This is a genomic window from Rhizobacter sp. P5_C2 (genome assembly GCF_054049715.1).
The window spans coordinates 18,760-30,934 of the sequence record NZ_JBFULV010000079.1; the positions used below are offsets into that span (position 1 = coordinate 18,760).

Annotated in this window: 11 protein-coding genes; 4 read left to right on the forward strand and 7 right to left on the reverse strand. The window is 69.9% G+C overall.

Going from position 1 to position 12,175, the window contains the following annotated elements:
- The first annotated feature begins 1 nt into the window (after window position 1).
- On the forward strand, window positions 2-706 hold the full coding sequence (locus ACXJLU_RS24285) for a glutathione S-transferase N-terminal domain-containing protein (protein WP_457335408.1): 705 nt from the start codon (window positions 2-4) through the stop codon (window positions 704-706).
- Window positions 707-712: 6 nt separating this feature from the next.
- Here ACXJLU_RS24285 and ACXJLU_RS24290 read toward each other — a convergent pair whose 3' ends face one another.
- Together ACXJLU_RS24290 and ACXJLU_RS24295 are read right to left on the reverse strand one after the other, a co-directional pair.
- The gene (locus ACXJLU_RS24290; protein WP_073462511.1) at window positions 713-1,144 is read right to left on the reverse strand and encodes a PilZ domain-containing protein; all 432 of its coding nucleotides are present in this window, start codon (window positions 1,142-1,144) and stop codon (window positions 713-715) included.
- Window positions 1,145-1,217: 73 nt separating this feature from the next.
- Window positions 1,218-2,729, reverse strand: coding sequence for an alkaline phosphatase D family protein (locus tag ACXJLU_RS24295; protein ID WP_457335410.1), 1,512 nt, complete (start codon window positions 2,727-2,729; stop codon window positions 1,218-1,220).
- 90 nt (window positions 2,730-2,819) lie between these two features.
- Between ACXJLU_RS24295 and ACXJLU_RS24300 the strand changes: the two genes are divergently transcribed.
- From ACXJLU_RS24300 to ACXJLU_RS24310, 3 genes are read left to right on the forward strand one after another with little or no spacing between them, the layout of a single operon-like run.
- Window positions 2,820-4,925, forward strand: coding sequence for an ATP-dependent helicase (locus tag ACXJLU_RS24300; protein WP_457335412.1), 2,106 nt, complete (start codon window positions 2,820-2,822; stop codon window positions 4,923-4,925).
- Window positions 4,922-5,602 (forward strand): lysoplasmalogenase, encoded by a 681-nt coding sequence (locus ACXJLU_RS24305; RefSeq protein ID WP_457335414.1) that lies wholly within the window; start codon window positions 4,922-4,924, stop codon window positions 5,600-5,602. Before ACXJLU_RS24300 ends, ACXJLU_RS24305 begins: the two co-directional genes overlap by 4 nt.
- The gene (locus ACXJLU_RS24310) at window positions 5,602-6,207 is read left to right on the forward strand and encodes a DUF4337 domain-containing protein (protein ID WP_457335416.1); all 606 of its coding nucleotides are present in this window, start codon (window positions 5,602-5,604) and stop codon (window positions 6,205-6,207) included. Before ACXJLU_RS24305 ends, ACXJLU_RS24310 begins: the two co-directional genes overlap by 1 nt.
- 6 nt (window positions 6,208-6,213) lie before the next feature.
- On the opposite strand, the gene ACXJLU_RS24315 is transcribed toward ACXJLU_RS24310, so the two are convergent.
- The 5 genes from ACXJLU_RS24315 to ACXJLU_RS24335 form a co-directional block, all read right to left on the reverse strand.
- Window positions 6,214-7,026: a LytR/AlgR family response regulator transcription factor gene (locus tag ACXJLU_RS24315; RefSeq protein WP_457335418.1), complete on the reverse strand. Its 813-nt coding sequence runs from the start codon at window positions 7,024-7,026 to the stop codon at window positions 6,214-6,216.
- A complete protein-coding gene (locus ACXJLU_RS24320; RefSeq protein ID WP_457335420.1) occupies window positions 7,023-7,445 on the reverse strand; it encodes a hypothetical protein in 423 nt (140 codons plus the stop codon). Before ACXJLU_RS24320 ends, ACXJLU_RS24315 begins: the two co-directional genes overlap by 4 nt.
- On the reverse strand, window positions 7,442-8,956 hold the full coding sequence (locus tag ACXJLU_RS24325; protein ID WP_457335422.1) for a sensor histidine kinase: 1,515 nt from the start codon (window positions 8,954-8,956) through the stop codon (window positions 7,442-7,444). Before ACXJLU_RS24325 ends, ACXJLU_RS24320 begins: the two co-directional genes overlap by 4 nt.
- Before the next feature lie 114 nt (window positions 8,957-9,070).
- A complete protein-coding gene (locus tag ACXJLU_RS24330; protein WP_457335424.1) occupies window positions 9,071-10,516 on the reverse strand; it encodes a DUF1501 domain-containing protein in 1,446 nt (481 codons plus the stop codon).
- Window positions 10,517-10,526: 10 nt separating this feature from the next.
- A partial coding sequence (locus ACXJLU_RS24335; RefSeq protein ID WP_457335426.1) for a DUF1800 domain-containing protein occupies window positions 10,527-12,175 on the reverse strand: 1,649 nt, incomplete at its 5' end.

The window sequence follows — 12,175 nt, forward strand, 5'->3', positions numbered from 1 at the left end:
CATGGTCGCCACCCCGCTGAAGCTGTTCATCGCCAACAAGAACTACTCGTCCTGGTCGCTGCGCCCGTGGGTGCTGATGCGCACGCTGGCGATCCCGTTCGACGAGCAGTTGGTGCCGTTCGGCGCCGGCTCGCAGGCGGAGGTCTTCGGCGGCTTCTCGCCCTCGGGCAAGGTGCCCTGCCTGGTCGACGGCGAGACGGTGGTGTGGGATTCGCTGGCGATCATCGAGTACCTGGCCGAGGCGCATCCGCAGGCCTGGCCGACCGACCGCGGTGCACGGGCGTGGGCGCGCAGCGCCGCCGCCGAGATGCACTCCGGCTTCTTCAACGTGCGCAACCTGTGTTCGATGAATTGCGGTGTGCGCGTGCGGATCGACCCTTGGCCGCCGGCGCTGCAGGCCGAATGGAACCGGCTGTCGGCGTTGTGGGACGACGGGCTCGCCCGCTTCGACGGGCCGTTCCTCGCGGGCCCGCAGTTCACCGCCGTGGATGCCTTCTTCGCGCCGCTGGCGTTCCGGGCGCAGACCTATTCGCCCGCGCTGTCGGTGCGTTCGGACGAGTACCTCGCGCGCCTGCGGGCCTTGCCGGCGATGCAGGCGTGGTACGCCGAGGCGCTGGTTGAACCGTGGCGCCACGAAGGCCATGAGGAAGAAGTCCGCGCCGCCGGCACCCTGCTGCAGGACCTGCGCACAAGCGCCGCCCGGTAGCGGGCGCTAGTGCCGCTGGCCGGCCGCAATCGCCGGAAACTCCCCCGCATAGCGCTCGATCCATTCCGTCGCGGCCTCCTCGGCCGTGAGCTGCCGCCCCTCGACGCGGCCGACCGACTGGCGGTAGTCCTCGATGTGGCACACCTGCTCGACCATGCGCGCGAGGAACGCGACCTCGGCATCGAGGAAGGTCACGCCCACTTCATAGCCGGCGATCTCGCTCGGCTCGCACCAGGCCACGCGGGCATCGGCCTCGAAGGCCGGCTGCACATACGGAATGCAGATGTGCACATGCGCGCCCGGCGCCACCGCACGGTCGACATGCACCGCCAGGCCGCCTGCGCTGATGTCGTGCGCATGCGCCGCGGCCGCCCCGTGCATGCTGCCGGTGCCGATCTCGACCGGCAAGTCAACGGGGTGGCGGATGAACTGTCTCATGGTGTCGACGCAGTATTCGCGATCTCCGCCTGCTGCGCCAATAACCCATTTGAAGGGGGGGTGTCGGCTTGCTTTATCCGACCTGGGCGCCAGGTCGGCCCGCCTCGACGCCGTAGCGCGCCGCGGTGCGGATTGTCGCGCGCGGATCGTTGGCATCGCTGACGACGCGCAGCGAGGCTTCGAGCCGCTGCGGGTTCAGCCGGAAGCTCATGTAGCCGCGCTCCTCGCTGCGCGCGTACCGGATGTGCGGGTTCAGCGGCAGCGCCGCATCGAGGCGGGCCTGCGCCATGCCGTGGCTGGTGATCGAGGTGCCGCAGAACTCGGTGGCCAGCGGCGCCTCGTCGCCCGGGCGGCGCTTCAGGTCGGCCACGTAGTTGCAGTGCACGTCGCCACTCAGCACCACCGGGTTGGCGGCGCGCCGCTCGGCCAGCGTGTCCAGCAAGCGTTCACGCGCGACCGGGTAGCCGGCCCAGCCGTCGGTCCAGAAGCGGCCTTCCTGGGTCCAGGTGAACGGCGCCATCAGCGTCTGCTGCGCGAGCAGGTTCCAGCGCACGTCGTTGCGCGCGAGGCCGTCGTTCAACCACTGCTCCTGCGCCGCGCCGAGCAGCGTGCGCCCGGGCTTCATCAACTCGGGGCAGGCGGCCAGGTCGACGGTCGACGAGCCACCGCGGCCCGGCTTCTGGCAGGCTTGGTGGTCGCGGTACTGGCGGTCGTCGAGCACATGGAAGCGTGCGAGAGCCCCCCAGTCGCAGCGGTCGAACACCTGCGCGTTCGCGCGCACCGGCCGCGACGACAGCGGCACCGGCATGTGTTCCCACCAGGCCTGGTAGGCGGCGGCGCGACGTTCGAGGAAGTTCGGCGCGAGGTCCTGCCCCTGGTCGTTCGCGTAGTCGTTCGCGACCTCGTGGTCGTCCCAGGTCGCGATCCACGGCGCCGCGGCATGGATGCGCTGCAGGTCGGCATCGCCCTTGTACTGCGCATAGCGGGCCCGGTACTGCGCGAGCGTCWTCGCCTCGCCGCTGCCTTCGTGCAGGCGCACGCTGCCGGCCACCGGCCCGTACTCGTAGATGTAGTCGCCGAGGAAGACGACCAGGTCGGGCGCCTCGTCGGCCAGGTGGCGCCACGCGGCGAAGTGGCCGTGGTCCCAGCGCTGGCACGATGCGATCGCGAAGGCCAGCGATTCGTTCGCGCCGGCCGGCGGCGCGGTGCGGGTGCGGCCGGTCGCGCTGCGCGCGCCGAGCGCGGTGAAGCGGTAGAAGTAGGCCCGCGACGGTGCCAGCTCGCGCGGCTGCGCATGCACGCTGTGGCCCCAGGCGGCTTCGGCGGTTTCGGTGCCGCGGGCGACGACCTGCGTGAAGGCCTCGTCGCGCGCCAGCTCCCACTGCACCGGCACGCGCGCCGGCAGGTCGTCGCCGATCAAGCGCGTCCACAGCACCACGCTGTCGGCGCGCGGCGAACCGGAGGCGATGCCGAGCGCGAAGCGGTCGATGTCGGCGGCGCGCGCGTTGCGCACGAACAGCGGCGCGCTGGCGCTGGCCGCGGCCCATTGCAGCAGGCGGCGGCGGTCGAACGAAGTGGGGCTCATGGAATTGTCAGGCAAGAAGCGTTCAGGGGGATCGCGTTTGTTCTATCACAGTCGAGCGGCATCCCCACGACGGGCGCTCGCCTATGATCGATGCGACTCCCCTTCCGAAGCCGTCCCCCCGTGTCCTCCTCCCCCGACTCCGCCTCCACGCTGAACAACGCCCAGATGGAGGCCGTGCAGCACCTGTCCGGCCCGTGTCTCGTGCTGGCCGGCGCCGGCTCGGGCAAGACGCGGGTCATCACGCACAAGATCGCGCGGCTGCTGCAAGCCGGCTATGCGCCGGGCCAGATCGCCGCGATCACCTTCACCAACAAGGCCGCGCAGGAAATGCGCGAGCGCGCCAAGTCGCTGATCGGCGCGCGCGCCGCGAAGCACCTGGTGGTCAGCACCTTCCACTCGCTGGGCGTGCGCATCCTGCGCGCCGAGGGCGCGCGGCTCGGGCTGAAGGAGAAGTTCAGCATCCTCGACAGCGACGACGTGCTCGGCATCCTGAAGGATGCCGGCGGCACCACCGACATCGCGATGGCGCGCCGCTGGCAGTGGACCATCAGCCTGTGGAAGAACGAAGGCCTGGGCAGCGATGACGTGAAGCCCGAGACCGACGACGACGTGGTCGCGCAGAAGGTGATGAAGCGCTATGAAGAGCGGCTCTCGGCCTACCAGGCGGTCGACTTCGACGACCTGATCGGCATGCCGTACCGGCTGCTGAAGCGCGACGAAGAAGCCCGCGCGACCTGGCAGAACACGCTGCGCTACGTGCTGGTCGACGAGTACCAGGACACCAACGCGATCCAGTACGAGCTGCTGAAGAGCATCGTCGGCGAGCGCGGCATGTTCACCGCGGTGGGCGACGACGACCAGAGCATCTACGGCTGGCGCGGCGCCACCATCGAGAACCTGCGCCGCCTGCCGCAGGAGTACGCCGACCTGAAGGTGATCCCGCTGGAGCAGAACTACCGCTCCACCGGCTACATCCTGCGCGCGGCCAACGCGGTGATCGGCCACAACCCGAAGCTGTTCGAGAAGAAGCTGTGGAGCGCGTTCGGCGACGGCGAGCCGGTGCAGCTGGTCGAGTGCGACAACGAGGAGCATGAGGCCGAGCGCGCGGTCGCGCGCATCCAGGCGATCCGCGCGAACGGCGCCGCCGACGGCGTGCAGTTCAAGGATTTCGCGATCCTGTACCGCGCCAACCACCTGGCGCGGGTGTTCGAGAAGGCGCTGCGCAAGGCCGAGCTGCCGTACAAGGTGTCGGGCGGCCAGAGCTTCTTCGACCGCGCCGAGATCCGCGACCTGTGCGCCTGGCTGCGCCTGCTCGTCAACAACGACGACGACCCGGCCTTCCTGCGCGCCGTGACCACGCCCAAGCGCGGCATCGGGCACCAGACACTGGGCAGCCTCGGCGAGTTCGCCGGCAAGTGGAAGACCAGCCTGTACGAGGCGCTGTTCGCCGAGAGCCTGGGCACCGCGATCAACGCGCGCGCGATCGGCTCGCTGCACGAGTTCGGCCGCTACGTCAGCGACTTCGAGTACCGCGCCCGCCACACCACCGGCGCCGACGATGCGAAGGCGCTGCTGATGGGCTGGCTGAAGGACATCGACTACGAGAAGCACCTGTACGACGGCGAGGACAGCGAGAAGCTCGCCGCGTCGCGCTGGTCGAACGTGATCGACTTCATCGACTGGATCGCCAAGCGCTGCGGCGGCGAGATCGAGAACGACGGCGGCATGAGCATCGAGACCGAGCGCACCAGCGTACTCGACGTCGCGCAGACCATCTCGGTGATCATGAGCCTGGCCGAGCGCGGCGAGGAGCAGGACGTCATCACGCTGTCGACGCTGCACGCCTCCAAGGGCCTCGAGTGGCCGCACGTCGTGCTGGTCGGCGTCAACGAAGGGCTGTTGCCGTTTCGCAGCGACGACGAGGAGATGACGCCGCAGCGGCTCGAGGAAGAACGCCGGCTGATGTACGTCGGCATCACGCGGGCGCGCACGACGCTCGCGGTGAGCACGCTGCGCCGGCGCAAGCGCGGCCGCGATTTCGTGCAGGGCATCCCGAGCCGCTTCATCGCCGAGATGAAGCTGGACGAGGCCGGCCCGAAGGAAGACCCGCGCGAGAAGCTGAAGGCGCTGCGCGCCGCGGCGCTGGCGCGGGCCGAGCTGGCCAAGGCCGCAGCACCGGCAGCGGGGGCGGCATGAAGCCGATCGCCTGGGCCGTGATCATCGTCGCGAGCGCGGCGCTGGCCATCGCGTCGGGCGACGGCTGGATCGCGGCGCGCTGGCTGTTCGTGTTCAAGCCGCTGACCACGGTGTTGATCATCGCGTTCGCATGGCCGCGTGGGGCGGACCTGCCGGCGCGACAACGCTGGATACGGGTCGGCTTGCTGCTGTCGCTGGCCGGCGACGTGGCGCTGCTGTGGCCGGTGCAGGGCTTCCTGCCGGGGCTGGTGGCCTTCCTGCTGGCGCACCTGGCGTACATCGCCGCGTTCACGCGCGGCGTGCGCTTCGGGGCCTGGCCGGTGGCGTTCGCCGCGTACGCGCTCGTGGCCGGCACGATCCTCGCGCTGCTGTGGCACGGCGTTCCGCAGCCCTTGCGCGTGCCGGTGCTGGCGTACGTGGCCTGCCTCGCGGCGATGGCCGCCCAGGCGGCCGCGGCCTGGCGGGCGGCGCGCTCCCAAGGCGAGGCCGCGGCGCACCACGCGCGGCACGCGGCCGCGGGTGCTGCGCTGTTCGTCGCCTCCGATGCCTTGCTGGCCACCGACCGCTTCGGGCCGCCGCTGCCGCTGGCCGCGCTGGTGATCCTCGCGACCTACTGGGCGGCCCAATTCCTGATGGCGGCGTCGATGCGCCGCGACGAACCGGCGGAGAAGACCTGATGGACGTGGATCCGATGCAGTCCGTGGAGGCCCTGCAGGAAGCCTCTTCTGCCGCGAAGCGCAGTGCGCGGCTGAATGCGGTGGTGGCCGTGAGCGTCGCGATCCTCGCGACCTTCATGGGCATCTGCAAAGTCAAGGACGACAACATCGTGCAGGCCATGCAGCAGGCGCAGGCCGACAAGCTGGACCATTGGTCCTACTACCAGGCCCGCAACGTGCGGCAGGAGGTGGCCGATGCGACGCTGACCCAGCTGCGGCTCGCACGCGCCGGCCGCAGCGGGGCCGAGGCGACTGCCTACGACACCGAGATCGCTCGCTACGAGGCGCTGGCCGCCGACCAGGCGAAGAAGAAACTCGAGGTCAAGGCCCAGGCCGAGCAGGACCAGAAGACCTACGACGCGCTGAACTTTCGCGACGACCAGTTCGACCTGTCGGACGCGGCGCTCGCCATCGCGATCGCGCTGCTGGCGGTGACCGCGCTCACTCAGCTGTGGTGGCTGTACTGGCTCACCTGGGTGCCGATGGGCTTCGGCGTGCTGATGGGCGTCGCAGGCCTGGGTGGGTTGGGCATCCACCCCGATGCGCTGGTCAAGCTGCTGAGCTGAAGGCGGCTACATCCCCTTGAACAGGCCGGTGAAGCTGCGGCTGACTTCCAGCTTCTCGTGGTGCCCCTTCACGCTGACCAGCTGACGCCCGCGCAGGTCGCGCGTCACGCCAGCGATCGCCTGCGTGTTGACCAGCGTCGAGCGGTGGATCTGCCAGAACTGGTTCGGGTCGAGCTCGTCCAGCAGCTCCTTGATCGGCTTGCGGATCAGCGCCTCGATCGTCGCCGTCTGCACCCGCGTGTACTTCTCGTCGGAGATGAAGAACAGCACGTCGTCGACCGGGATCATCTGGATGGCCTGCCCGACCGTCGCCTGGATCCAGCGCAGCCGCTGCGGCGCGCTGCCCGGGTTCAGCTGCAGCGCGAGCTTCTGCAGCAGCTGCTGCATCTCGGGCCCGGCCACCGGCGGCGCCTCGTGCGAGGCTGCGCGCTGCGCGAGCCGCTTGCGGATGCGCTCGACCGTCAGCGCGAGCCGCTCGCGCTCGGCCGGCTTCAGCACGTAGTCGACGACGCCCTGCTCGAAGGCCTCGACCGCGTACTGGTCGTAGGCGGTGATGAAGACGATCTCGCAGCCGTCCCAGTCGTCGTCGCCGGCGGCGAGCTGGCCGATCTGGCGCGCCGCCTCGACACCGGTCATGCCCGGCATGCGGATGTCGAGGAAGACCAGGTCGGGCCGGTGCTGCGTCGTCAGCTCGACCGCCTCCAGCCCGTTCTTCGCCTCGGCGACGATCTCGAGTTCGGGCCACACCTCGGCGAGTCGCGCGCGAAGCTGCTCGCGCATCAGCCGCTCGTCGTCGGCAATCACAGCTCGGATGTTCATCCCTGGATCGTAGCCGCAGCCGAGGCCTGCGCGACCTTCGGCTTGCGCTCCAGCAGCCGCCACACCAGCCACACCGCCGCGGCCAGCAGCAGCATCGGCGACAGCAGCAGCCCCGCGGCGATCAGCGCCACCGCGACGGCAATGCCGACGGCCAGCCCCGCCAGCAACAGCGGCACGCCCAGCCCCACCATCAGCGCGCAAGGCACGACGATCGCCACCACCAGCGCGGCTACCAGCAGGCAGGCGGTGACCACCACCCACTGCCCGGCATGCATCGGCGGCAGCATCCACGACTCGCCGTCGATGGTCAGGTGGATGCCGTCGGCCGGCAGGCTGTGGATCAGCGCCGCCGCCATCAGGCCCGCCATCACGAGGGCGCTGAGGGCGAGGCACAGGAAGACCTTGAGAACGCGGTTCATGCGGAGGCTCCTTCATCAGGCTTGGCGCGGTACGGCACGGTGATCGTCACCCGGGTGCCGCCGCCGGGGTTCTCAGCGACCGTCAGGCTCGCCTTGTTGCCGTACAGCAGCTGCAGGCGTTCGCGGATGTTCGCGAGGCCGATGCCGGTGCCGGCGGTCGCGGCCTTGCCGAAGCCGAGGCCGGTGTCGGCCACCGAGACCGCGAGCTTGCCGTGCACGATCTCGGCCGCCACCGTCAGCGAACCGCCCTCGGCCTTCGGCTCCAGTCCGTGCTTGATCGCGTTCTCGACCAGGCTCTGCAGCATCATCGGCGGGAACTCGGCCGACAGCAGGCCGTCGCTGACGCGCACCTCGGTCTGCAGGCGTTCCTCCATCCGCACCTTCAGGATCTCGAGGTAGGGGCGGATCACCGCGAGCTCGCGGCCGAGGTCGCGCGTGGCCTGCGCGTTGGCCTCGCGCATGGTCGGCATGCTGGCGCGCAGCAGCGCGATCAGGTTCTTCTGCATCTTGCTGGCGCGCGGCGGGTCGGTCTCGATCAGGTGGTCGATGCTGGCCAGCGTGTTGAACAAGAAGTGCGGCTCGACCTGCGCCTGCATCGCGGCCATGCGGGCCTCGATCACCTGGCGCTTCAGCGCTTCGGACTCGGCCATCTCGGTGGCCACCACCGCCTGCGCCTCGGCCTTGAAGCGGCCGGCGGCCATGATCTTGATGACCATCGACAGGAAGATCAGCAGGAAGGTGAAGCCGGGAAGGTGGTCGCCGGGGCGGAAGCCCTTGATCGTGGTGGTCTCCACCTCGTCGTCGGCGGACATCTTCTCGAGCACGCGGTCGGTGGCCTCGCGCTGGGCATCGACCGCAGCCTCCTGCGCGTCGGCGATCGCTTGCTGGATGTCGGCCTTGGCCTGCTCGACGGCCGAGCGCACCTCCTCGGTGTCGGCATTCTTCGGCAGCTTGACCTCGATGCTCGGCACCTTGATGGTGATGCCGGCAGACGCCGCGGCCGACACGGCCGATGCCGCCTCGGTCGGCGTCGCCGGGCCGATGCGCACGCCGCGTTCGTCGATCTTCACGCCGCCGGCGCGCACGCCCTTGTCGTCGATTTCCAGCGGGCCGGCGCGCACCCCCTTGTCGTCGATCTCGAGCGAGCCGATCCGCACGCCCTTGTCGTCGATCGTGATCTGGAACGGCTTGCCGCCGATGACCACGTCGGCATGCTTGCTGCCGTCGGCCGACGACGCGGCGCTGGCCGGTGCGGCCGGTGCGGTGACGGCCGGCGCCTTGCGCTTCTTCGGGCCCTTCACGACGACGCGGTCGTCGGTCCAGCGCAGGTTGAACGGCGGCAGGTCGGACAGGATGCCGGAGGCGATCAGGGCCAGCACCGACAGCACGATGAAGCGCTTCCAGCTGATGCTGTCCAGCCAGCGGGCGTAGGCGCTGAAGGTGCGGCGGGCGGCCGGCAGCATCGAGCCGGTAAAACCGGCGGCGGCGGGCGGGGTGGGGGTCGAAACCATGCAGCCACTGTAAGCGGCGGCAGGTACCGCTGCGATGGCCGGGCGACGGCCCGGCCGATCGGCCGGACAGGCTGCAATGCCGGCCGACAGGCCGGAGCTGCTGCCGGACGCCGGCTACAGGAAGCCGAGCTTCTTCGTCGCGAAATTCTTCAGGTTCGGCAGCACGGTGGCGAGCTGCGTGTCGGTGGCGCCGAACCAGCCGAGCATCGTCGCCGCGTACTGGTCGACCGAGGTGGTCGGGATCCAGCGGCCCTGCAGCTCCCAGCTGTCCTTGCCGACATCGTCCGGCCCGCCCAGCGTCAGCGTCGGGAAGGTGCCGTAGCTGGTACCGCCCTTCACCGCGCCACCCACCACCAGGTGGTTGCTGCCCCACGCATGGTCGGTGCCGTTGCTGTTGTTCGGCGTGAAGGTGCGGCCGAAGTCGCTCTGCGTGAAGGCCGTCACCGCCTCGGCCATGCCGAGGTTCTTCATCGCGGCATAGAACGCGCCCAGCGCGTCGCCCACTTCCTTCAGCAGGTCGGCATGCGCACCGGTGGTCGGCCCGCCGGTGACCTGGTTCGCGTGCGTGTCGAAGCTGTCGATCGACGCGAAGAAGATCTGCCGGTTGCCCTGCACCGTGCCGTTGGCGGCGATCAGCTTGGCCACCTGGTACAGCTGCTTGGCGAGGCCCGTCTTCAGCGTGTTGTTGGAGATCAGCGGCGCGAACGCGCTGTCGATCGCGGCCAGCGCGCCGGGACCGCCGGGCGTCACCGCCACCGTCGACGCGAGCCGGTCCGACACGCTGAAGGCATTGCGCTGCGCCGCCGCATAGGCATCGGCGAGCGCCGCGTCTTGCGCCTGCGCGTACAGCGAATCGATGGCCTTCTTGCGCGCGGTGTTCGACGCGTTGTTGGTCAGGTCCTTGGGCTGCAGGTTGTAGGCGCCGAAGGTCGCGCCCGGGTCGGGCAGCACCAGCGGCGTCTGCGCCGACGACAGGCCGAAGCGCGTCGAGCCGGCGACCGAGATCACCGGGTTGGCAGTGGCCAGCGCCTCGGACGCGCGGCCGCCCCAGCCGGTGCGGGTCAGCGAGTCGGAGGTGCCGGTCTCCCACAGGATCTGCTGGTCGGAGTGCGAGAACAGGTTGTCGGGCAGCAGGTCGGAGCTGCTCGCCGCGGCGCGGTACTGGTCCTTGGTCAGCGGCGAGTTCAGCGTGCCGAGGTTCAGCACCGGCGCGAGCTTGCCGTCGGCCCAGGCGGTGGACAGCGCCGCGAGCGACGGGTGCAGCCCGTAGTTGATGCTGGCGAGGTTGACCAGGCTGGCCTTCGGGATCGCGAGGTCCTTGCGGACGGCCGCGTACTGGTCGTAGCGCGTGTCGGTCGGCACCACGGTGTTGAAGCCGTCGTTGCCGCCGTACATGAAGAGGCAGACCAGCGCCTTGTAGTCGGCCGCGTAGGCCGGGCGGGCGCCCAGCAGCAGGTTGGACAGCGTGCCGGTGCCGAGCGCGCCGGCCAGCGTGGCGCCGGAGCCGAGCAGCCAGCGGCGGCGGTCCATCGAGGCGGGAGCGTGGGTGTGATGTGTCATGTCGGACTCCTCAGCGCTGCACTTGGTAGTTCGGCGAGCCGAACACCAGGTAGGCAGCCATCTTCACGCGGTTGAGCTTCTGGGCGTCGGTGCTTGATCCGGACACCGACACCGCGGCGATCACGTCGGTGCGCGGCCCGGCCGGCAGCAGCTGGCCGATCGCGAGCATCGACAGCCGGTCGACCAGCTTGGCCGCATCGGTCGCGTCGGCGGTGAAGGCCGACAGGTCGACCTGCGTGCCCACCGGGTTCGGCGCGCCGCTGCCGGCCGGTTTGGTGCCGTCCCAGTCGAACAGGTAGGTCAGGAAGTTCAGCCGCTCGAGCGCCGAGTTGGCGTTGTGGATGCCGAAGGCCGGGCCGACCAGCGCGGTGCCGGGCACCGGGTAGTCGGGCGGGTAGTAGTTGAAGACCGACGGCGGGCGGAACACGTGCTGGCGCAGGCTGTCGCCCCACCACCAGCTCAGCGAGTCGCCATCGGTGTTGCCGTTCAGCGCGCGCAGCGTGCCGGTGAACATCAGCGTCGGCTCGCGCAGCTTGCCGCTGTTGCGCGTGACGGTCTCGGAGCGAGCCTCGCTGTCGAGCAGCACGGCGGCGACGGTGGCGGCCAGGTCGCCGTTCTTGCCGCTGCCCCAGCTCTTGTCGAAGTAGGTGTAGCGCCCGCTGCTGAACGCGGCCGACACGCGGGCCACGTACTGCGGCGTCGGGTTGCTGGTGACGAGTTGCTGGATCAGCTGCTTGCCGATGAAGGGCGCGGTGTTCGGGTGCGCCATCAGGCTGTCGAGCACGGTGTCGAGCGCGGCCGGGGCCTTGGTGCCGGCCGCGAGCTTGGCGCCGACCAGCAGGTCGCGCGCCGTGGTGTCGTGGAATTTGTCGACCGCGATCATGTCGCCGCCGTAGTAGCGGCAGTTCATGCCGGTCGGGTAGCAGCCGTACGAGGTGACGCCGCCGGCCGGGTAGGTCCAGCCGGTCAGCGCGAACGCATAGTTGCGCACCGTGTCGTTGCTGTAGGTCGGCACGCACTTGCCGGTCTTCAGCGAACCGTCGGCGTTCAGCTCGCAGGTGCCGATCGAGAACAGCTGCAGCAGCTCGCGCGCATAGTTCTCGTTCGGCGCGGCCTTGTCGTTGTTCGCGTTGTTCAGGAAATCGCCCATCACCGGCGACAGCGTCACCTTCTTCAGCACGTCGCGGTAGTTGCCGAACGCGTTGTCGAGCAGGTTGTTGTAGTAGACGCGGAAGCCGTAGTTGCCGCTGACCTCGAGGCTGTTGACGACCACCACCTGCTGCAGCGCGAACGCGACGCGCTGGCGCAGCTGGTCGGGCTGCTTCACCGCGTTGCGGTAGAAATCCCACAGCAGCGGCTCGGTCGAGAACCAGTCGCGCCAGCAGTCGGGCTCGTTGACGTGGGCCGGCAGCTCGCAGAAGTCGGTGGCGCTGGTGTTCTGGTGGATCTCGCCGGTCTTGCCACTGGTGTAGCGCGAGCTGTTGAGCGCCATCTGCGCGCTGATCCACGCGGCCGCGCCCTTGGACTTGATGTCGGTGACGAGGGTTTCGCTCGGGCCGAAGCTGGCTTGGTCGGCGAGGCGGACGGCGTCGCGCTGGGTGGCGGAGGCCGGGGCGGCGGGTGCCGGCGCAGGCGCAGGCGCCGGAGCGGGGGCAGGCG